This is a genomic window from Microbacterium sp. ZXT2-5, from assembly GCF_055329545.1.
In genome coordinates this window covers 1,142,997-1,163,468 of sequence record NZ_JBUZWD010000001.1, presented here as the reverse complement: position 1 = coordinate 1,163,468, position 20,472 = coordinate 1,142,997, and the positions used below count along the sequence as shown (strand labels likewise).

At 72.5% G+C, this 20,472-nt stretch carries 19 protein-coding genes; 14 read left to right on the top strand and 5 right to left on the bottom strand.

The window, feature by feature from the left end:
- Window positions 1-69 precede the first annotated feature (69 nt).
- Together ACZBH1_RS05030 and ACZBH1_RS05025 are read left to right on the top strand one after the other, a co-directional pair.
- The gene (locus ACZBH1_RS05030; protein WP_463645706.1) at window positions 70-1,326 is read left to right on the top strand and encodes an acyltransferase family protein; all 1,257 of its coding nucleotides are present in this window, start codon (window positions 70-72) and stop codon (window positions 1,324-1,326) included.
- A 13-nt stretch (window positions 1,327-1,339) separates the two neighbouring features.
- Window positions 1,340-2,179: a glycosyltransferase family 2 protein gene (locus ACZBH1_RS05025; RefSeq protein WP_463645705.1), complete on the top strand. Its 840-nt coding sequence runs from the start codon at window positions 1,340-1,342 to the stop codon at window positions 2,177-2,179.
- Window positions 2,180-2,194: 15 nt separating this feature from the next.
- On the opposite strand, the gene ACZBH1_RS05020 is transcribed toward ACZBH1_RS05025, so the two are convergent.
- Window positions 2,195-3,205: a polysaccharide pyruvyl transferase family protein gene (locus tag ACZBH1_RS05020; RefSeq protein WP_463645704.1), complete on the bottom strand. Its 1,011-nt coding sequence runs from the start codon at window positions 3,203-3,205 to the stop codon at window positions 2,195-2,197.
- Window positions 3,202-4,104 carry a glycosyltransferase family 2 protein gene (locus ACZBH1_RS05015; RefSeq protein ID WP_463645703.1) on the bottom strand — a complete coding sequence of 301 codons (903 nt, stop codon included), beginning with the start codon at window positions 4,102-4,104 and terminating at the stop codon, window positions 3,202-3,204. Before ACZBH1_RS05015 ends, ACZBH1_RS05020 begins: the two co-directional genes overlap by 4 nt.
- Window positions 4,105-4,181: 77 nt before the next feature.
- Between ACZBH1_RS05015 and ACZBH1_RS05010 the strand changes: the two genes are divergently transcribed.
- The 8 genes from ACZBH1_RS05010 to ACZBH1_RS04975 all read left to right on the top strand — a co-directional run bounded on the left by ACZBH1_RS05010 (window position 4,182) and on the right by ACZBH1_RS04975 (window position 12,601).
- Window positions 4,182-5,093 (top strand): alpha-1,2-fucosyltransferase, encoded by a 912-nt coding sequence (locus ACZBH1_RS05010; RefSeq protein ID WP_452323914.1) that lies wholly within the window; start codon window positions 4,182-4,184, stop codon window positions 5,091-5,093.
- A gap of 9 nt (window positions 5,094-5,102) precedes the next feature.
- Entirely contained in the window at window positions 5,103-5,972 is an 870-nt protein-coding gene (locus ACZBH1_RS05005) for a 2-nitropropane dioxygenase (RefSeq protein ID WP_336393784.1), read from the top strand.
- Window positions 5,972-6,232: a PqqD family protein gene (locus ACZBH1_RS05000; protein WP_336395015.1), complete on the top strand. Its 261-nt coding sequence runs from the start codon at window positions 5,972-5,974 to the stop codon at window positions 6,230-6,232. The genes ACZBH1_RS05005 and ACZBH1_RS05000 overlap by 1 nt, the downstream gene beginning before the upstream one ends.
- Entirely contained in the window at window positions 6,229-7,434 is a 1,206-nt protein-coding gene (locus ACZBH1_RS04995; RefSeq protein WP_463645702.1) for a glycosyltransferase family protein, read from the top strand. The genes ACZBH1_RS05000 and ACZBH1_RS04995 overlap by 4 nt, the downstream gene beginning before the upstream one ends.
- A gap of 74 nt (window positions 7,435-7,508) precedes the next feature.
- Complete coding sequence (locus ACZBH1_RS04990; protein WP_378879781.1) at window positions 7,509-8,888, top strand: O-antigen ligase family protein; 1,380 nt, start codon at window positions 7,509-7,511, stop codon at window positions 8,886-8,888.
- On the top strand, window positions 8,875-10,539 hold the full coding sequence (locus ACZBH1_RS04985; RefSeq protein ID WP_463645701.1) for a tyrosine-protein kinase domain-containing protein: 1,665 nt from the start codon (window positions 8,875-8,877) through the stop codon (window positions 10,537-10,539). The genes ACZBH1_RS04990 and ACZBH1_RS04985 overlap by 14 nt, the downstream gene beginning before the upstream one ends.
- Window positions 10,540-10,547: 8 nt before the next feature.
- The gene (locus ACZBH1_RS04980; protein WP_463645700.1) at window positions 10,548-11,714 is read left to right on the top strand and encodes a glycosyltransferase family 4 protein; all 1,167 of its coding nucleotides are present in this window, start codon (window positions 10,548-10,550) and stop codon (window positions 11,712-11,714) included.
- On the top strand, window positions 11,711-12,601 hold the full coding sequence (locus tag ACZBH1_RS04975) for a polysaccharide pyruvyl transferase family protein (RefSeq protein WP_463645699.1): 891 nt from the start codon (window positions 11,711-11,713) through the stop codon (window positions 12,599-12,601). Before ACZBH1_RS04980 ends, ACZBH1_RS04975 begins: the two co-directional genes overlap by 4 nt.
- Before the next feature lie 6 nt (window positions 12,602-12,607).
- Here the strand turns inward: ACZBH1_RS04975 and ACZBH1_RS04970 are convergent, their stop codons facing one another.
- A complete protein-coding gene (locus ACZBH1_RS04970) occupies window positions 12,608-13,438 on the bottom strand; it encodes a glycosyltransferase family 2 protein (RefSeq protein WP_463645698.1) in 831 nt (276 codons plus the stop codon).
- An 8-nt stretch (window positions 13,439-13,446) separates the two neighbouring features.
- Entirely contained in the window at window positions 13,447-14,460 is a 1,014-nt protein-coding gene (locus ACZBH1_RS04965) for a glycosyltransferase (protein WP_463645697.1), read from the bottom strand.
- A gap of 166 nt (window positions 14,461-14,626) precedes the next feature.
- On the opposite strand from ACZBH1_RS04965, the gene ACZBH1_RS04960 reads away from it, so the two are divergent.
- Both ACZBH1_RS04960 and ACZBH1_RS04955 read left to right on the top strand, forming a co-directional pair.
- Entirely contained in the window at window positions 14,627-15,580 is a 954-nt protein-coding gene (locus tag ACZBH1_RS04960) for a glycosyltransferase family 2 protein (protein WP_463645696.1), read from the top strand.
- Window positions 15,577-16,428 (top strand): glycosyltransferase family protein, encoded by an 852-nt coding sequence (locus ACZBH1_RS04955; RefSeq protein WP_463645695.1) that lies wholly within the window; start codon window positions 15,577-15,579, stop codon window positions 16,426-16,428. The genes ACZBH1_RS04960 and ACZBH1_RS04955 overlap by 4 nt, the downstream gene beginning before the upstream one ends.
- A gap of 3 nt (window positions 16,429-16,431) precedes the next feature.
- Here the strand turns inward: ACZBH1_RS04955 and ACZBH1_RS04950 are convergent, their stop codons facing one another.
- Window positions 16,432-18,243, bottom strand: coding sequence for an ABC transporter ATP-binding protein (locus tag ACZBH1_RS04950; RefSeq protein ID WP_463645694.1), 1,812 nt, complete (start codon window positions 18,241-18,243; stop codon window positions 16,432-16,434).
- A 300-nt stretch (window positions 18,244-18,543) separates the two neighbouring features.
- Here ACZBH1_RS04950 and ACZBH1_RS04945 point away from each other — a divergent pair, with 300 nt between their 5' ends.
- Both ACZBH1_RS04945 and ACZBH1_RS04940 read left to right on the top strand, forming a co-directional pair.
- A complete protein-coding gene (locus tag ACZBH1_RS04945; protein ID WP_336393773.1) occupies window positions 18,544-19,158 on the top strand; it encodes a hypothetical protein in 615 nt (204 codons plus the stop codon).
- 154 nt (window positions 19,159-19,312) lie between these two features.
- Window positions 19,313-20,455 carry a glycosyltransferase family 4 protein gene (locus ACZBH1_RS04940; protein WP_463645693.1) on the top strand — a complete coding sequence of 381 codons (1,143 nt, stop codon included), beginning with the start codon at window positions 19,313-19,315 and terminating at the stop codon, window positions 20,453-20,455.
- Window positions 20,456-20,472 lie beyond the last annotated feature (17 nt).

Below are 20,472 nucleotides of genomic sequence, written 5' to 3'. Positions count from 1 at the left end.
GGACCCGTGCCGATCCCGCCCTTCCCGGACGGAAACAGGCGCGAAAAACCGGTGCTCTACGCTGGTGCGGTGACATCCGCACCTGCTGGGGAGCGAACGGAGCGCATCGCGGCCATCGACGGCCTGCGCGCGTTGGCGTTCCTGCTGGTGTTCGCGTTCCACTCGTGGCAGTTCGCGGGGGCGCCGGACATCCCGGTGATCTCCACCGTGGTGGCCCAGAACATCCGTCCGGACTTCTTCGTGGTCCTGACGGGCTTCGTGCTGTTCCTGCCGTTCGCCCGTGATCCGTCGCGCCTCGGGCGATTCCGGACGCGGCCGTACCTGAATCGGCGCCTGCGCCGGATCGTGCTGCCCTACTACGCCGCTCTCGCGTACGCGATCCTGCTGCCGCAGGCGCTGGTCGTGATGATGAAGGCGCTCGGTCGCGAGGCCTCGTGGCAGCCGTGGCCGAGCATCGGTGACGTGCTGAGCCACGTCACCTTCACGCACATGTTCTTCCCTCAGTACTGGTCGACGATCAACGGCAGCCTGTGGACGATGGCCCTCGAGATGCAGCTGTACCTGCTCTTCCCGCTGGTGATGCTCGCCGCCGCCCGGTGGGGGCTGCGCGCGATCGTGGGCGCCATCGTCGTGTCGGTGCTCTTCCGCATCGGCGTCGACCTCTACCTGGGGGATGCCGGTTTCTCCGTCGTGTTCCTCTGGGCCGCCTCGGGGCTGGGCCGGCTGACCGAGTTCGCCTTCGGCATGCTCGCCGCGGTGGTGGGCTTCCGCGTCGCCGGCCGCGTGCGACCGCCGCACGCCGTCGCGGTGCTCGCCGTCATGGTCGCGGCCTACTTCGTCGCCACCGAGCCCTTCTTCCGCGGGACGGTGCTGCCCATCCGCGACTTCGGGCTGTCGGTGCTGTTCGGCGGACTCATCGTCCTCGTGCTCACAGTGCGCTCGTTCGGGGCGGCTTTCGCATGGCGGCCGGTGTCCTGGCTCGGCTACCGGTCGTACAGCCTCTTCCTCATCCACCAGCCGACCCTCTGGTACGCCTCGGAGTTCCTGCAGAAGTTCCTCCGCGTGCCCGAAGGCGTGCTGCTGCTTATCCTGCTGTGGACCGTCGGCTTCGCCGCGGTGCTCGGGGTCGGTCTGCTGCTCTTCGTCACCGTGGAGCGTCCGTGCATCACGTGGGCGAAGCGGGTGCCCTCCAGTCGGGCACCCGTCCCGGCCCCGGTGGTCGAGGCGCCCGGCGCGGCGGATGCCTCTGCGACCGACATCGCTGCAGACGGCGACGCGGGCGATGCTCCGCGTCCCCCCGGGGGAGATCGGCCGCCGAGTGCCTGAACTGTCGGTACTCATGCCGGTACGCAACGGCCAGGCCACGGTGAGCCATGCGGTGGCCTCGACCCTGCGGGCCCTGCCGCGCGACGCGGAGCTCGTGGTCTGGGACGACGCGTCCACCGACGCGACGGTGAGCGTGATCGAGCGGATCCGGGACCGGCGCGTCCGGCTGATCCGCAGCGATCGCCCGCTCGGGGTCGGCGCGGCGCTGCGCGAGCTGTCCGATCGCACCGACAGCCGGCTCGTGGCACGCATGGATGCCGATGACATCTGCCTGCCGTGGCGGTTCGCCGTGCAGTCGGCGGCGCTCCGAGAAGGGCGCAGCGGCATCCTGTTCTCGTCCGTCGTGCGGTTCCGCACGTCGCCGCTGCGGGTGTCGCCGTCGGCGCCCGTCGGGATCGCCACCGCGGCGCTCCCCCTGCACCTGGCCGTCATGTGCGTGGTGATGCATCCGACGATGCTCGCCACGCGGCGAGCGGTCGAGCGGGCCGGCGGCTACCGCGACGTCCTCGCCGAGGACTACGACCTCTGGCTGCGCGCGGCGACCGCCGGCGTGCCGATGCGGCGGATGGCCCTGCCCGCCCTCGCCTACCGGCGCCACGCCGGTCAGGTGTCGGTGTCGGGCGAGTACACGCGACAGGTCAGTGCCGATGCGAGACTCGCACAGTCCTACCGCGAGTTCGTGCGGACGACGCTCGATCTCGACACGACCTGGCTTCCGGCCCTCGGCGCGGACTCGCCCGAGAGCGAGGCCGCGGGCCGGGAGCTCCGCGAACGCCTCACGGCTCGATCGGCGGGCCTGTCCGCGTGGCAGCGGACACTGCTCGAGCGCACGATGCGGCGTCTCCCGACGTAGCCGGCATCCGGCGGATCACCCGGCGCGGCGCAGCAGTTCGTCCACGGCGGCGGCGGCGTCGGCGGCGCTGCGGGCGAACCGGACCGTCGGGAACCGCGCCAGGTAGTCGCCGAAGGCGGCCGCCAGCTTGCCGTTGGCATTGTCTCTGGCCACGACCGGCCTTCCGAGGATGGTGGCGAGCACTGCCGCGTGAAGCCGGTCGGTGACGACCACCCGGCCCTGCAGCAGGGTGCGCTCGGCGGCGCGCACAAGCGTTCGGGCGGCCAGCGCGTACCCGGGGTCGACCAGCGCGCGGTAGAACCGGGGCATCGTCGCGGGAACGCGTTTGGCCACCGACCCGGGTGCCTTGGCGAGGCTCCATGTCGCCCTCTCGAGCGGCGAGTAGTTCCAGTCGACGGTGCGCCGCGACCACGACCCGACGGAGTCGACGAGCGTCTCACCCGTCGATTCGCCGTCGCGGCGGCGCAGCTCCAGGACGTCGACGCGCGGGCGCTGCGCCCTGCTCGTCTCGTATCCGAACGCGAGGTCGGGGCAGTACACCGCGTTCACACCGGGGAGCAGCTCCGCGGCGCGTGTCATGCTGCGCGTGTCCCGAAGGAGCACCGTGAGGTCCGGATGTGCGAGGTAGGCGGCGCGCACGCGCTCCGCGGTGCCGGGGGTCATCTCGATGCTCTGCGGAAGCTGGACGATGCGACGGCCGGGGAAGTCGGCGATCACCCGCTCGCGGAAGTGCTGGAACAGCGCCCACCGGTCGCCGAAGTTCCCGCCGCCGTGGAGGAGGATCGGCCCGTCGGGGTGCAGCGCCGAGAGATCGGCCGGCCGGTATCTCCCGGCCGTCGTCTGGTAGCGCAACGGCAGACCGAGCCGTCGCAGGTAGGCGCGCTCACCCAGGTAGATGAGTGAGTCGCCGGCGTTGTCGTGCAGCGGGAAGTCGACCAGCGCCACGGGACGCCCCGCTTCGAGCAGGCCGCCGAGTGCGCTCAGCGAATCCCGCTGGAGATCTTCCTGGACCTGACGGCCGCTCACGCGGACGCCTTGCGGCCGCGCACCCGGAGCACGACCGCCTCGGCCGACTCGAGCGGCGCGCTCCCGACCGCCCACCAGGACAGCGCGGCGACATAGCGCCCGCGTCCTGCCCGCGCGGCCGCGGCGAGCTCGCCGAGGTTCTCCGCCGCGGCATGACGCCGATAGCGCCGGAGGTTCTGCCTGAGCAGGGTCGCCAGCTCGCGGTCACCGCGCCGCGCGGCGCGAAGCTGCCCGCGCAGGCCGCGCACGGCGGCCTTCCTCCCCGGCAGCCCGCGGTTGGTGACGTTGGCGCTGTGCCGTCGGTAGCCGACGAGCTGCCGGTCGACGGCGGCGAACTCCCCGCGCTGCAGCAGCCGCAGGATGAGCTCGTTGTCTTCGGCGGGCTCCATCTCGGAGCGGCATCCGCCGACGCCCGTGTACGCGCTGCGGCTGATCAGCAGGGTCGTGATGCGGGGGAAGGTCACCGCGCCCGAGAGCATGTCACGAGCGGATGCCGCGGGCGCGGGCCACCCCGCGCCGAACGGCCGCCCTTCGGCGTCCATGTACCACCCGCCGGTGTATGCGGCGATGGCCTCCGGAGCCGCGGCGAGCGCATCGAGCTGGCTCCGGATGCGCTCGGGATGCCACACGTCGTCGTCGTCGAGGAACGCGATCCAGTCGCCGTGCGCGGCCGCGACGCCGGTATTGCGGGCGACGGACAGGCCCGAGGCACCCTGTCGCACGTACGTCACGCCCAGTTCCGCCGCGATGGTGGCCAGGCCCGGAGCAGGAGCGCCGTCGTCGACGAGCACGATCTCACCCACCGGCGCGGTCTGCGCGCGCACGGAGGCCACCGTCTCGCGCAGGTACCGGCCGTCGCGGTTCGTCGGGATGATGACGCTGACCGACCGCGAGTCCACGCGTCCTCCCCGGTTGCTCCCGCCTCGCGCGACTCCCGCGGCGAGTCCTGCATAGTGTAGACGGGAGGACGAACCGGATGGGTGCAGTCAAGCAGTCGGTGTGGCGGGCGTCCCGGCCGCTGCGGAGGGCCATCGCCCATGTCCGCTGGCGTGCGCGGCGGACGACGGCGGACGTCGTGGACCGGTTCCGCCGGGGCGACCGCACCGTGATCGCCACCCCGGGCGGCATGCGCTTCGGCAACTGGCTGTACCTCTGGCTCGCCGCCCATCAGCGCACCGCCGAGGGCCGCCCGACGCTCGTGCTCGAGGTTCCGGGCATGACTCCCTGGCTGGAGCGGTTCCCCGCGCTGTCCGCACTCACCATCCGCACGCAGGATCTCCGCTTCCACGATCGACGCGAATGGAAGGGCGGCGCCGCGCTTCAGCGCTTCGGCACCGACTTCACGCGCGAGGCGCTGCAGCGGTTCGTCCGCGAGGTGCTGGCCCCCGGCATCCCGACGACACCCCCGGCGCCCGTCGCCGTCAACGTCCGGCGGGGCGACTATTACGCCTACGACGGCTTCCGGGCGATGTACGGCATGGACATCGAGGGCTTCGTCCGCGAGGCGCTCGCCGAGATCGGGCCGGCTTCCGCCATCCTCGTGGTCTCGGACGATCCGCAGTGGTGCCGGGAGCATCTGGGTGGGATGCTGTGCGCCGCGGCGCAGGAGGTCTCGTACGCCGAGCGCGACCCGGTCGGGAACTTCCTGGCGATCGCCTCCGCCCCCACGCTGATCGGGACCAACTCGACGTTCTCGTACTGGGGCGGCTACGTCACCGACGCGATCCACGATGATGCGCACGTGGTCATGCCGAGGTTCCACGCGCGGATGGACGACGGGTGGGACGCATACCAGCTCGACCCGGCATGGACGGCGCTCGAGGGCTTCGACGGGCGTGAGGATCCCGCCGCCGGATCGCCCTCCGGCGGCGCGCGAGGCGCTGGATAGAGTGTGACGGTGAAGCAGTCCGAGGCGGCCGAGATTTCGGTGCCGCTCGCGGTGCGGCTGCTGCTCGGACGCGCGGCCGTGCAGGTGATCGCATCGGATGCCGGGGCCGACCTGCTCCACATCAAGGGGAACGCCGTCGACACGTCGCTGCGGGTGCGAGAGGCGCCGGGGACCGACATCGACGTCATGGCGCGACCCACCCACGTGCCCCGGTTGCACGACGAGCTCGTGCGGCACGGCTGGGTGGTGTACAGCTCGTTCCGCTACGGGTCCCCGTTCGGCCACGCGCAGACCTATCGCCATCCCGACTGGGGGTACCTCGACCTTCATCGCATGTTCCCCGGCATCCGGCTCGACCCCGAGGCGGCGTTCGACGAGCTCTGGCGCGACCACGGCACACGCGATTTCGCGGGGACCGACGGCGCCGTCCCCTCCCTGACCGGCCAGGCGGTGCTCCTGGTGCTCAACGACGTGCGCTCCCGCAGGGCGGCCCGGGCGATCGCCACCTGGGTCGACCGGCCGGGGCTGGATCGCTCGGAGGTGTCGGCGCTGGTGGAGCGACTCGACGCGCGCGTGGCCTTCGCCGCGGCGACCGGCGATCTCGAGCGGTATCGCGGCGAGCGCGACTACCGCCTGTGGAAGGGCATCACCCAGGGCAGCACGCGCACGGGGGAATGGTGGGCGCGCGTGCGGGCGGCCCGCACGCTGCCGGAGGCGCTCGGCATCGTGGTGCGCGCACCGCTGGCCAACGTCGAGCGACTCACGCATCAGCTCGGACGCAGCCCCACGCGTGCCGAGGTGCTGCGCGCGACGGCGATGCGCCCCGTGCGCGCGGTGCGCGAGCTCGTGGCAGGCGTGCGACGGCGGGTCCGGCCGTGATGCGCGTCGGCCCTCGCGTGGCGGCCACCGCGTACGAAGGCAAGCTGTTCATCGCGCAGCTGCCGGACGGCCCGATCCGGGTACTCGAGGGCACGGCCGCGCTGATCTGGACGCATGCCCTCGCCGTGCCGCGCTCCGGCCTGGTGGCGGCGCTGGCGGAAGAGGTCGTCGGAGACCCCGCGACGGTCGAGGCCGAGGTGTCGGCGTTCGTCGACGCGCTGCTGCAGCAGCGGCTGCTGGTCGAGGACGGGGAGGCATGATGCCCGCGCGCGTCACCGCGATCGCGATCGGCGTCCTCGCGGTCGTGGCCGGCCTCCTCGCGATGACGGCGGCCCTCGTGGTGCCGGCGGGGCTGCCCTACGACGAGCCGGCGCACTGGTCGAACGTCCTCTTCTACGCCGAGCACCTCGGACCTCCGGTGCTCGGAGACCCCGGGGTGTCGTACCAGGGCCAGCAGACGCCGCTCTACTACGCGCTCGCCGCGGTCCTCGTGCGCGTGGTCGGCGATGCGGATGCCGCATTCCTCGCGGTCCGGCTGCTCGGGGTCGCGGGTGCCGTCGCGCTGACCCTGCTGACGGCGGGGATCCTGGCGCGCAGCATCCCGGGCCGTCCCGTGGTGATACTGACCGGCACCGCCTTCATCGCGCTGAATCCGATGTTCGCCGTCATTGCGGGTTCGGTGCAGAACGACACGTGGACCCTGGTGTGGGCGTTCGTGCTGCTGTGGGCGGCGCTGCCCTTCGTCGATCCGTCGCACCCCGCTCCCCGTCCATGGGCGTGGGGACTGCTGCTGGGCGCCCTCGGCTCGGCGGCGATCCTCACGAAGCTGAGCATCGCGCCGCTGGTCGCGATCGTGCTCGTCCTGCTGCTGGTGCGGCGCCGGATCGTCATGGCGCTCACCGCGGGCGCGGTCGTGCTCGCCGCGTGCGGCTGGTGGATCGTGCGAAACCTCCTGCTCTACGGCGATCTGACCGGCCAGGCCGGCGTCGAGCAGGCCGGGTACGAGTTCGGACAGGGTGCCCTCGGCCCGCTGCACCTGGCGCGGTCGGCGCTGACCTACCTCTTCCTCCCGACGGAGTACCTGCGCAACTCGATCTCGGCGCCCTGGTGGATCGACGCCGTCGTGGTCGTGCTCGGACTGGCAATCGCAGCCGGCGGCGTCTTGCTCGCCGTGCGCGCGCGGCGCGACTGCGCTCCCGGTGCCGTGCTGCTCTTGGTCGTAGTCGGGGCGGTCTCGGTCGCGGCCTGGCTCGTGCAGGTGACGTTCGGCTGGCACGTCGCCTTCCGCACGGCGTACGGCGTGCTGCCGCTGGTGGCCCTGGCGTTCGGGTGCGCCACGCAGGCGATCCCCTCCCGCCGCGGCGGCATCGCCATCGGCGTGATGCTCGGGATGCTGCTGCTCGTCGTCGCCGGATGGGTGGCGGTCGCGGCATCCGCTGAACCCGCCCAGCTGGTCCCCTGATCGAGTGCGATACTGAATCGACGATCGGGAGGACCGTGGTCCAGGTTTCGGAGCGCACGCAACGAATCCGCGACATGCTCGGCCGCTGGTGGCCGGCGGCGTGGCGGTTCGTCCTGCTCGCCTTCGGAGCGGCGCTCAGCAGCTACCTGGTGCTCGATCGAGGCCTGCGCGACGGCGTGATCTCGGCCGTGATCATCGGTCTCCTGGTGATCGGCGTCTCGCTCATGCCCCGGCTCCCGCTCGCGATCGCGCTGCTGGCCACGCCGGGCCTCATCGTCGTGCAGCGCGTCGGACTCGGCGGGACCGATCTGACGGTGTCCGACGTGGCGCTGGCAGCGGCGTTCGGCTCGGCGGTGCTGTTCGGGACCTATCCGCTGAGCCGGCCCATGAAGCAGCTCCTCGCGCTGAACCTCGTCTACCAGTTCGCGACGCTGCTGACGGTGATCGTCAACCCGTTCCCGCAGAACACGGTGGAGTGGTTCCACGCGTGGCTGCTCATCTCGGGCGCACTGCTCGTGGGATGGGCGCTGGGCAGAGCCGGGCTCGCACACGCCGCCTTCGGGCTGCTGATCGGCGCGATGCTCGTGGTGGCCGTCGGCGTGCTCGTCACGGCCGTCCTCACATTCGCGCAGGGACAGTTCGTGGGAATCGCGCCCAAGTGGCCGCTGCCGATGCACAAGAACGCCGCGGGTGACCTCCTGGCGATCGGCGCGGTGGTGGCGCTGGTGAACCCGCGCTGGGCGGGCTGGTCCGACGGCGCGGCGCGGCTGGCGTTCTGGACGCTCACGACCGCGGTCGTGCTCACCCAGTCCCGGCAGGCGATCATCGGGCTGGTCGTCGCCGTCCTCGTCGTGACGCTGCGGCGTGGCGCCTCGCGGCGCTCGCGGCTGATCCTGCTGCTCGTGCTGCCGGCCGTGTGGTTCGTGGTCTCGATGGTCATCGACCAGATCGAGACGGGGAACCGGTTCAACTCGTTCTACGTGCGGATCGAGTGGATGCAGCAGGTCTACGCGCTGTGGAAGCACTCGCCGATCTTCGGACACGGCCTTCGCTACTGGTACGTCCATGAGTGGGCGCTCTTCCAGCCGCCGCAGGCCGAGCTGGAGGTGGTCGCCTCCGCGGGCGTGGTCGGGCTCCTGGCGTTCCTGGTGATGTGGGCGGGGTTCATCGTCGTGCTCTGGCGGGTGGATCCCGTCTTCGGCACGCTCGCGGTCGCCGCGGTGCTCAGTCGTATCGTGCAGGCGCAGTTCGACCTCTTCTGGGTGGCGGCTCAGGTGTCGGTGCCCTTCGTGGTCGCCGGGATCTGTCTCGGGGCGCAGGCGCTGCTCGCCTCAGAAGGGTCGGACGCCAGACGGGCGGATGACTTAGCATGGAGCATCCGTCCGAGCGGCCGGCAGGCGGTGCCCGCTCGGACCGGGAAGACGTGGGGGGAAGGCGCCGATGGAACTGCGTGACTACATGCGCGGATTGCGGCGCCATTGGCTCGCGATCGTGCTCATCACCCTGATCGGTCTCGGCACGGGGTACGCCTGGACGCTCATCCAGACTCCCGTCTACGAGGGGTCGGCGAGCGGCCTGCTGAAGACGACCGTGGCCATCGAGGGCGGATCGACCACGACCATCTCCGTCGCGGAGGACTCCGCGGCGCGCGCCAAGGTGCCGACGTTCCTGGACCTCGCGCAATCCGAGCGCGTGGCCCAGGGTGCGATCGACGAGCTGGGACTGAGCACCACTCCGGCCGCGGTGATCAACCGGATCACGGTGACCAACCCGACCAGCACCTCGATCCTCAAGGTGAACGCGCAGGCCGCCACCCCCGACGAGGCCAGCGAGCTGGCGTCCGCGTGGATCGGCTCCCTCGCCGTCGTCGCCGACGACGTGCTCGGCGACGGGTCGGACGGCTCCTCCGCCGTGACGGTGGTCGCCTACGAAGCAGCCGGCAAGCCGACGAGCCCGATCTTCCCCGACGTGAACACCGCGCTGGTCGTGGGCGGCGTGCTCGGCTTCGGGTTCGGCGTGGCGTTCGCGCTCGTGCGTACCGTGTCGGACCGCAGGATCCGCATCAACGACGACATCGAGGCGCGCGTGGGCGCGCCGGTGGTCGGCACGATCCCGATCGCCGACGGCCTCACCCGTGAGTCGCGCATCGTCGCGCGCGCCGAGCCGAACGCGAAGGGCAACCGGTTCGCGGTGTCGGAGGCGTTCCGGTCGCTGCGGACCAACCTGCAGTTCATGGACGTCGACGATCCGCCCCGCACGATCGTCGTGACCAGCCCGCTGCCGGGCGATGGCAAGTCGATGGTCGCGGCGAACATCGCGGTGGCGCTCGCCGAGAGCGGGCGGCCCGTCGTGCTCGTCGACGGCGACCTGCGGCGCTCGACCGTGGCGAAGACCTTCGGGCTGCCCGACGGCGCCGGGCTCACCGACGTGCTCGCCGGCCGCGCGGACCTCATCGACGTGATGCACCGCACGCCGGTCTCCGAGAACCTCGTCGTGCTCACCGCGGGCAGCGTTCCGCCGAACCCCAGCGAGGTGCTCGGCTCGGCGAAGATGCGCACGGTCCTGAACGACCTCGCCCAGCACGCCATGGTCATCGTCGACGCCCCGCCGCTGCTCCCCGTCACCGACAGCGCGGTGCTGGCTCATCAGGCCGACGGCGCGATCCTCGTCGTCGGGCTCGGGAAGACGACGTACGACCTCGTCACCAGGGCCGAGGACGCCCTCGCCAAGGCGTCCGGTCGACTGCTGGGCATCGTGCTCAACCGCGCGCCGCTCAAGGGCGCCGACGCGTCGCCGTACTACGACTACCGCAAGGGCTACGACGGCACCCGCTCGCGGGGCGGGACGGATGCCACATCGGCCGAGCCCGCTGCGACGGCTGCGCCCGCCGCCGAGACGCCGGCCGCCGAGGCCGGTCCGGCGCGCCCGGCGTCCAAGAAGCGGTCGGCAGCCGCCAAGTCCGCCGCACCGGCGGCGTCCGCGGGTGAGGGGGATGCCTCCTCCCCGGCCTCCGCCGACGCGGCGAACCAGGACTTCGAGTCGTTCATCGCCGGGATCGACGGGACCCCGCAGGGCGAGCCGCGCCGTCGCGCGGGGCGGAGCTGACCGGCTCGATGCCGCGAGCCGCCCGCCGAGTCGCGCTGATCTCGTCGTCGTTCGCGCCGTACGTCGGGGGTGTCGAGACGCACGTCGATCGCGTGGCGCGGGCGCTGCGCGACAGCGGGTGGACGGCGGAGGTCTGGACCGTGGATCGCGGTGAGGCTCTGGGCGTGGTCGACCGGGACGGCATCCGCATCCGCCACCTGCCGACGCCGCTGCCCGCGCGCTCCGTCGCCGCCATGGCGCGCTTCGCCCGCGAGGGCGGGGCCGCGCGCCGGGCGTGGGCCGGGGCGCACCGGGCCTTCCGCCCCGACCTCCTGAACATCCAGTGCTTCGGGCCGAACGGGCTGTACGGTGCCCGGCTGGCCCGCAGGACGGGGACCCCGCTGGTGGTGACCTCGCACGGCGAGACGCTCGCCGACGATCGCGGGGCGTTCCAGCGTTCCCACCAGCTGCGCGACGGACTGCGCCGGGCGATCGGGGAGGCGGCGTCGGTCACGGCGCCGTCGGACTACGTGCTCGACGATCTCCGGCGCCACTACGGACTGGGCCGGCTGGACGGCCGGATCGTGCGCAACGGCGTCGACCCGCTCCCGCCCGCGTCGGGACGGCAGCCGCTCAGCGGTGCGTACCTGCTCGGGGTCGGACGCCTGGGCCGGATGAAGGGCTTCGACCTGCTCATCGAGGCCTTCGCCGATGCCGGTCTGGACCCCGCCGTCCGGCTGATCATCGGCGGCGACGGGCCGGAGCGCGGTGACCTCGTCGCTCTTGCGGCGGCGCGCGGGGTCGCCGACCGGGTGACGCTGCTCGGAGCGCTCGACCCCGCGCTGGTGGCGCAGAGCATGGCCGGCGCGCTGGCGGTCGTGGTGCCGAGCCGCGCCGAGTCGTTCGGAATCGTGGCGCTGGAGGCCTGGCGTGCCGGCACCGCGCTGGTGATGACGAGTCGCGGCGGCGCCGTCGAGTTCGTCCACGACGAGCGGGATGCGCTGCTGGTCGATCCGCTGGACCGGGCCGAGCTTGCCGGCGCGCTGCGGCGCGTGGTCGCCGACGAGGCGCTGCGGACGCGTCTGGCGGCGGCGGGCCACGCGCGCGTGGGCGAGTTCGCGTGGCCGGCGGTGGCTCGCGCCTACGCCGCGCTGTTCGACGAGATCGTCGACGCGAAGACGGGAGCCCAGCGGTGAGCTATCACGATCCTTGGCCGCGGCGCCTGCGCGCGGCGCGGCGGCTGGCGCAGGCGGCCCTCGTCCCGGAGGTGTGGCGGCACGGCCGCGTCGTGCCGGCGTACTGGTGGGACGGCCACCCGAACTTCGGCGACGACCTCACGCCGTGGCTCCTTCCCGCCTACGGCGTGGTGCCCGTGCACCGGATGCCGCAGCACGCGCGTCTCGCCGGCGTCGGAAGCGTCCTGGAGTTCCTCCCGCCCGAGTTCGACGGCGTGGTGTGGGGGAGCGGGCTGATGAGCGACGCGCCGCATGCGCTGCCGCACGCGCGCGTGCTGGCGGTGCGCGGCGCGCTCACCCGCGACCTGATCGGCGCCACCGGCGAGACCGCTTTCGGCGACCCCGGGCTGCTGGTGTCGCGCCGGACACGGCGACCGGCGCCCCGATGGGACGTGGGCTTCGTGCCGCACGGCCATCATCGCTCCCACGCGGGGTTCGCCGCCGTGGCGGCCGCGACCCCCGGCTCGCGCGTCGTGAACGTGCATCAGAGCGCCCGCCGCACGGTGCGGGAGATCGCGGCGTGCCGGGTCGTCGTCACGACCTCGCTGCACGGCCTGGTGACCGCGGACGCCTTCGGCATCCCCGCGGTGTGGACGACCCTCGACCCGCCCCTCGGCGGCGGAGACTTCAAGTTCCGCGACTACGAGTCGGTGGTGACGCCCGGCCGCACGCGGCAGGTCGCCTGGGACGACGCCATGGCACCCGCCGAGCTGGCCGGAGTCGCATGGTCGGCCGATGCCGAGACGGTGACGCACCTCGCTGACGGCCTGGTGCGCGCGATCGGGCGGCTGGACGACGAGGTGCCGGGGCTGCGCCGCTTCCCGCTGGGTGCGCTGCTCTCCGGCTGACGCCGCTCAGCGTCGCCAGGGGAGACGCTCCACGACGGCGCGCCGGCTGGGCAGCACCGCACGAGCGACCGGACCGAGGCGGGGCGGGGTCGCCGCGATGCCGAACTCCGCCGCGAGTCGCTTCGAGACGGGGCGGCCGAGCCCGCCGAGCGAGACGCCGGAGTGGTTCTCGCCCGTGCCGACCCGGTACAGCGCGCCCGCGAACGGAACCGGCGCGAGCGGGTGACCCGCCGCGGCGAGGTCGTCGGCGACATGCAGGTGCGATCCGAACCACCGCTCGAGACGGTCGCCCAGCCGGTCCTCGAGCTGCGCCTGCGACGCCCCCGCGTCCAGGTCGCGCGGCAGATCGTACAGATCGGTGCTGACCACGCAGCCGCTGCCGCAGTGGCGGTGGAAGTCGGGCTGACGGCGGAGGGCCCCGCGGTCGGCGGCCCAGCGGTACCCGTGCTCGATCCGCCACCCGGGGGCATCCGGCTGCTCCGCCGAGAGCTGGGCGAGGCGTCGCGAGACGAGGTCGTCCGCATCGAGGAACATCACGTGATCGGGCGAGCTCTCGCGGGCGGCGAGCAGTCCGGCGGCGAGCTTGGAGCCCTTGTCGCGCAGCACCGCCGCGACTCCGGTGCGCGGCCCGCCGAGGGTGCTGGGGGCCTCGAAGTCGACCTGCACCCAGTGCACGTCCGGTGCCAGCCGCGTCGGCCGCCGGTTGCCGACCACCCAGACGCTGTACGGGGCGGTCTGGCGCGACACCGATGCGAGCGTCTCGGCGAGAAGCGCCTCCACGCGGGCGTAATCGGCGCTGTTGCGGGGGTGCCGCAGCGAGGTGATGAATGCGAGCATCGGATGCCTCAGCCCAGGCGGGCCCACACCCGGGCATGGGCGGCGACGCAGCGCTCCCACGTGAAGTCGGCGGCCCGGGCGCGTGCGACCTCGACCATGCGCTCGACGTCGGCGTCGCCCGAGGTCACTGCGAGGAGCCCGTCGGCGATGGCCGGCCCCTCCGGCGCCACCAGCAGACCGCCCTCGCCGACGACCTCGGGAAGCGAGCTGGTCGCCGCGGCCACCACCGGAACGCGGGCGGCCATCGCCTCGAGGGCGGGAAGTCCGAACCCCTCGTACGTGGACGGGACGACGACGGCCTGCGCGCTCGCCAGCACGCGGGGCATGACAGCGTCGGCCAGGCGCCCCGCCAGGACCGTGCCCTCGAGTCCCGCGAACAGGGCGCTGCGCCGCGGGTGCGGCGGCCCGCTGAGGACCAGGCTCAGTCCCGGCCGCTCCCGCCGCACGGCAGGCCACGCGGCCGCGAGGGCATCGAGGTTCTTGCGCTGCGCGGCGCCCCCGGCGTGGAGCACGAACCGTTCGGGCAGTCCCAGCGCGGTCAACTCGCCCGCCGACAACGGCACGGCGTCGAAGAAGCGCTCGTCGACCCCGTTCGGGATGACGTGGACGTCCGACAGGCCGAGCAGGTCGTGCGCCTCCTGCGCCGTGAACGCCGAGACGCAGATGACCGCGGCCGCGCGTCGCAGCTCCTCGGGAGCGGCCGGCACCGGGGCGGACTCGTCGGGGAACCGCCAGGCCACCACGTCGTGCAGCGTGACGACGTCGGCACCCGGCGCAGGCGGGAGCTCGAGGTTCATCCGGTGGGTGACGTCGTCCGCGCCGAAGAGCAAGCGGCCGATCGCGCGGCGCACGCGGGGGTCGGCGCGGGTCACCCGGGCGAGCGGGAGTCGGCGCGTCCCCGCGAGCGGTGACCGCAGGGATCGCACGATGACGCGCCGGACGGCCCAGGGCACGTCCGCGGTGGCATCCAACGCGGCCTGTGCGCGCCCGGCCACCTGCTCCTGGTACACCTGCGCGCCCATCGGCGCGTCGGTCGCGATGGTGGCGATGCTCAGGCGTCGATGCGATGCGATGCGGTGCCTCCGGAGGATCGGGGGACGCGGACGGTGCGCATCCGCCCACGAATCTAGTTGAATGGGTGCTCGGCGGCGATCAGGTCGCCTCGGACCGCGTTGGGAAGATCGCCGAATGACAGACCTGCGAGCGGTGGTCGTCGTCGCCACCTACCGGCGACCCGACCACGTGCGCACGTGCCTGGAGCATCTGGCCGCTCAGACCGTGAAGCCCGCGCGGACGATCGTCGTGGATGCCTCGCCCGACGAGCTCACGCGGACAGTGGTCGCCGACTTCGAGGGCGTCGAGTACCGCCGCAACGACCACGGCGCCGGCACGCTCGCGACGTCGCGCGCGATCGGCATCGACGGCGTGGATGCCGACGTCGTGGCCTTCATCGACGATGACGCGTACGCCTTCCCGGAGTGGCTCGAGGAGCTCCTGCGCCCCTACGACGACCTGACGGTCGGAGCGGTGGGCGGGCGTGCCCTCAACGGGCAGCCCGACGAGGCCGAGGAAGGCATCGGCCAGATCGGACTCCTGCTGCCCGACGGCCGGCTGACGGGCTTCTTCGCCGCGGATCCCGGCCGGGTCGTCGAGACGGATCACATGCTGGGCGCGAACATGTCCTACCGGCTGGATGCCGCACGCAAGGTCGGCGGTGTGCACGACTTCTATCCCGGCACCTGCCTGCGCGAGGACGCCGACATGCCGCTGCGGCTGGGGCGCGCCGGGTGGCGCGTCGTGTTCGCACCTCGCGCGGTCGTGCGGCACGTCGCCGGGCAGTACGCCAAGGGCGTGCGCTTCGACTCCCGCTACCGGTACTACGGCGCCCGCAACCACGTGGTGCTGCTGGCCACGACGCTCGGCTACCGCGCCCCCGTCTTCCGCCGCTACCTCGGCACCGCGCTCCGCGCCGCGGGTCGCGACCTGCGCAGCGCCGTGACCGCGCTGAAGCGGCCGGGCTGGCGCGCGAAGCTCAAGGGCGTCGCGGGAGGATGCCGCCGCGCCGCGATCGGGATCGGCGGCACCGTCGCCGGCCTCGTGGCGAGCGTGGGTGCCGTGCGCGCCCAGACGCGGGCATCGTGAAGATCCACGCGTACGTGCTCGCCGGCGATCCCGCGTGGATCGGCGAGAGCATCGGCTCGTTCTACGGGCTCGTCGACCGGATCGTCGTCTCGTACGACGCGGACGGCCTGTCGTGGTCGGGGCATCCGCTCTCCACCGCCGAGTCGCTGTCGCGCATCGCCGCCGCCGACCCGGACGGCAAAGTCGTCCTGCGCCCCGGCCGCTTCAGCAACCCCGAGCTCATGGCGATGTGGGCCGAGACCGCGCAGCGGCAGGATGCGCTGGATGCCGCGTCCGAGGGGGCCAACTGGGTACTGCAGCTCGACACCGACGAGGTCGTCGCCGACACGGGAGCGTTCCTCGCCGCGATCGAGACGGCCGACGGGCGCGCCGCGTCGGCCGTGGAGTATCCCGCGCGCGTGCTCTACGCCCGCGCCCGGTCGGGGCGCTTCCTGGAGACGTGCGGTCGATTCTGGTCCACGCAGTCGAGCTACCCCGGCCCCGTCGCGGTGCGGGCCGGAACCACGCTGAGCCATGCCCGCCAGGCGGCGGGGGTGCCGGTGTACCGCGTCGACGTGGCGCCGTGGAACACCGATCCCGCGCGCCCGGCGACGACGCCCGTCCACCGGGTGATCCGCCGGGATCAGGCGATCCTGCACTTGAGCTGGGTGCGCACCGAGGCCCAGATGGCAGAGAAGCGCACCGTCTCCGGTCATGCGCGCGACCGTGACTGGGACGGCGAGCTGGGTCGCTGGCGGCGGCGGATGCGGCATCCGTTCGTCACCGCCGCAACCGCGCCGCTCGCGCGCAAGCCGTTCGAGCGGTACCGGGTCGCCTCGCTGCCGGCGTTCGCGCGCCTCGACCCGTAGGCGTCAGTTCAGCTCGCCGAGCGCCACCAGCCGGGCGAACTCGGCGCTGGCGTCTCGCACCTCGGTGAAGGTGCCGGTCGCTTCGATGTGGCCGTCCTTGAGGAAGACGAGGGTGTCGGCGCCCCGGACGGTCGAGAGCCGGTGCGCGACGATGAGGATCGTCATGCTGCCCTGGAGGCCACGGAGGGTCTCGGCGATCTCGTACTCGGTGGCGTTGTCGAGCGCGGAGGTCGCCTCGTCGAGCACCAGCACCCGGGGGCGGCGGTAGAGCGCGCGCGCGAGTCCGAGGCGCTGGCGCTGGCCTCCGGACAGCCGCACGCCGCGCTCGCCCACGACCGTGTCGAGGCCGTCGGGCAGCATGTCGATGAGCTCGCCGAGCTGTGCCATCCGGATGACCTCGGCGATGCGCTCGTCGTCGATGCGATCGGCCGGGACGCCGAACGCGATGTTCGACCGCATCGTGTCGTTGACCAGGAAGACGTCCTGCGGCACGACGCCGAGACCGGCGTACCACGCGGCGCGGTCGGCGAAGATCGAGCGCCCGCCGCACTCGATGGTGCCCGACGTCGGGTCCTGCAGGGCGAGCACGAGGTCCAGCAGCGTGCTCTTGCCGGCGCCGCTGGAGCCGACGAAGGCGGTCGTCGCGTTCTCGCGGATCGTCAGCGACAGGTCGGTGAGCACGTCGGTGGCGGAATCCGCGTAACGGAAGGAGAGATTCCGCAGCTCGATGTCGCCGCGGTAGGGAGTGTCGTCGATCGGCGTCTCGACGTGGGCGCCGCGCTGGTCGAGCTCGGCCGTGGAGTTCAGGACGATATCGAGTCCCACGTGGCCGGTGCGGATCGTCGCCATGTTGGCGCTGACGCGGTTCAGGGTGGGCAGGGCACGGACTGCCGCGGCCGCGAAGACGCCGAGGACCGTCAGGGCATCGCCCGGCTCTCCCGTGGCGAAGAGCACGAGTGAGACGCCGCCGATCATCACCACGAAGCCGATCTCGAGCACGTAGCGGGGCGCTTCGCCGAGGATGCCCATCGTGCGACTGGCGTTCGCGCCTCGCAGGCGCGCCTGGTAGAAGCCGTCCACGAACCGCTCCGAGCTCGACGTGAGCCGCGCCTCGCGGAACCCGTCGAGTCCCGGCATCAGGTACTGCCACGCCTCGAGGGCCGCCTCGCTCGTGACTTCGCCGAGCTGCGATTGGCGCTTGCGGAAGATCCGCTGCAGTCCGACGACGAACCCCCCGAAGATCACGACGGTCACGATCGTCACGACCGGCGCGGTCCACGCCAGCACGGCGGTGATGGCGATGAGCATCATCAGATCCGTGCACATGCTGATGGTGGCCAGCAGCACGCCCGTGGCCTGTGCCGTGCTGGTGGAGATGTTGCGGTACACCTCACTGAGGCGCCGGGTGCGGTGGTCGGCGTACGGGGCGAGCACGTACCGCCGGAACATCCCGCGCGAGAGCGTCGCGGAGACGCGCGTCGTGCGCCCGAGCAGCCACCAGCGGAACAGGAGCGCCGCGACGCTCTTGCCGATGAAGAGGACGGCGACGGCGCCGGCGACGAGAGGGATGAGCTCCTGCGGCGTCGACATGCCCGTCACCCCCGAGATCCAGCCCAGTGCGCCGGTGTCGGTGTCGGCTCCGGCGATGAGCTGGGTGAGCGGGATCATCGCCGCGATCCCGAGGCTGTCGAGGACCGCGAGGACGAGGGATGCACCGACGGTGGATGCCGCCCAGCCGGCCGGACGCGCGTCGGCGAGCTCCAGCAGCGAGCGCAGCTGCGGCAGCAGCCGGGTGGGAGGCTCGGGGGCTGTCATGACGACCTTCCGCCTGCGCGCTCGGATCGCAGGCCTTCCGCATCCTATCCGGGCGCACCGGGCGCAGGCTCGGGCCGCCACGGCGTGGGGCAGGCGCAATTCGCGTCATGACCTGGTATGGGGTGTGCGCGGAACGGGATGATGCGATACGATCCCCCCATCGCCTTCCGCGAGGAGATGGGGTCTGTCCGTCGCCGGAAGGGATAAGCCTGGTGCTGGGGGGGCCCAGGGCCTCGCCATAAATAGGGGAATATCGACGTCGGAATCCGGCGGCACCAGCTCTGGGAGGGACTGGGGAACATGGACGAACTCGAACCGCAGAAGTCCGGCGTCAGCCGCCGGACCGTGACCAAGGCCATGGCGTGGGCGGTTCCCGCCATCGCCATCGCCGCACCGGCTCCGGCCTTCGCGATCTCGGGCTCGCCGCCCGACGTCGTGATCGGACAGGCGTGCAAGCTGCCCGGTGCCAGCAACCAGGGCTGTGCCGGCGTCTACGCCAACTGTCCCGGACTGGACACCGACAAGGCGTACGCCTTCCCGATCCAGATCACCAACACCGACGATCAGATCATCTACATCACCGATGTCGAGATCACGACCGTGGGCGACCTCGATTTCGACGTCCGCTGCATCTCGCCGGCGTACTGCTCGCCGATCGCGGGTGGCGCCACGGTGACGATCTTCGTGTACGCGAACTCGAACAACAGCGCGAACACCGAGGAAGACGTCACCCTGACGGTCACGTGGGGACACTCCGTCGACACGACGGGCGGCACCTGTACGCTCACCGACAACGACCACACTCCGGTCGTCGCCGGCCCCGTGCACATCGACGCGTTCCCGCCGTGCTCGTCGCGGATCCCGTTCCCGACCGGCGCGCCGACCTGCACGCCGCCGTTCTACGAGCCCGCGTAAGGCTCAGTCACGACAGCGCCTGAGGCGCCGGGACTCGTTCCCGGCGCCTCAGCCGTTTCCGCACGACAGCCCCGCACGGTCGCATCGGGCGGGCTGCCGGGAACGGCCCCGCTACGCTCGAGTCGTCGCTCTTCGACCGGCCCGGAGGATTGCAGTGGAACGCAGCCTGATCCACGCCATCACTCCCGGCGACCACTTCTCGCCGCTGACCGGGTCGGCCATTCCGACGGTGGTGCACGGGCTGGCCGGCGCGGCGCTGCGGGCCGGCGCGCCGCGACACCGGGTCGTCGTGGACCGCTCGACGTGGCATCCGCGCTACGACAGCGCGGATGTGATCGAGTACGACGGCGCACGCGGACCCGACCGGCGGGCGCGGTACGCGGATGCGCTGCGCGGACGCCTCGGGATGCCGCGCACCGCTGTCGCCGCGTACTACCGACCGATCGCCGACGCCGTGGGGGCGCAGCCGGCGTCGGTCGTCCTCGCGCACAACGCCCCCATCCTCGTGCGGCTGCTGCGCGACACGCCGCACCGGGTGGTGCTCTATGCGCACAACGACCTGCTGCGCACGTACTCGCGCCGTGAGGCGGGGCGGATGCTGGGCTCCGCCGCCGGGATCGTATGCGTGAGCGAGTCCCTCGCCGACCGTACCCGCGAGCGTCTGCCTCCCGCGCTGCACGGGCTCGTCCACGTCATCGGCAACGGCGTCGACACCGCGCAGTTCCAGCCCGACGGAGTCCGGCACGAGGGGGCTGTCCGCGTCATGTTCATGGGCCGCGTGATCCCCGACAAGGGCGCCGACGTCCTCCTGCAGGCGGTGCAGCGACTGGACGCCGCGGGCCTCGAGGTGGTGATCGTCGGACGACCCGGCTTCGCGGCGGATGCCCCGCTCAGCGACCACGAGCGGGAGCTCCGCCGGCTCGCCGAGGCGTCCGGCGCCGCGGTGCGCTTCCAGACCTTCGTGCCCCGCGCGGAGCTTCCTGCCCTGCTGCGCACTGCGGACGTCTTCGTCGTCCCGTCCCGTTGGCCCGAGCCCTGGGCGCTCACCGTCGGCGAGGCACTCGCGACGGGTCTGCCGGTCATCGCCAGCCGCATCGGCGGCATCCCCGAGGCGATGGGGAATGCCGGGATCCTCGTCCCGCCCGACGATCCGGCGGCGCTCGCCGACGCGCTGCGCGGGCTGATCGACGACACCTCGCGGCGGGCGGCGTTGGCCGAGGCGGCTCGCGCGCGCGCCGAGGAGCGCGACTGGTCGTGGTCGTGGCGGCAGCTGGAGACCGTGCTCGATCAGATCTGACGGCGTCGCAGCCGACC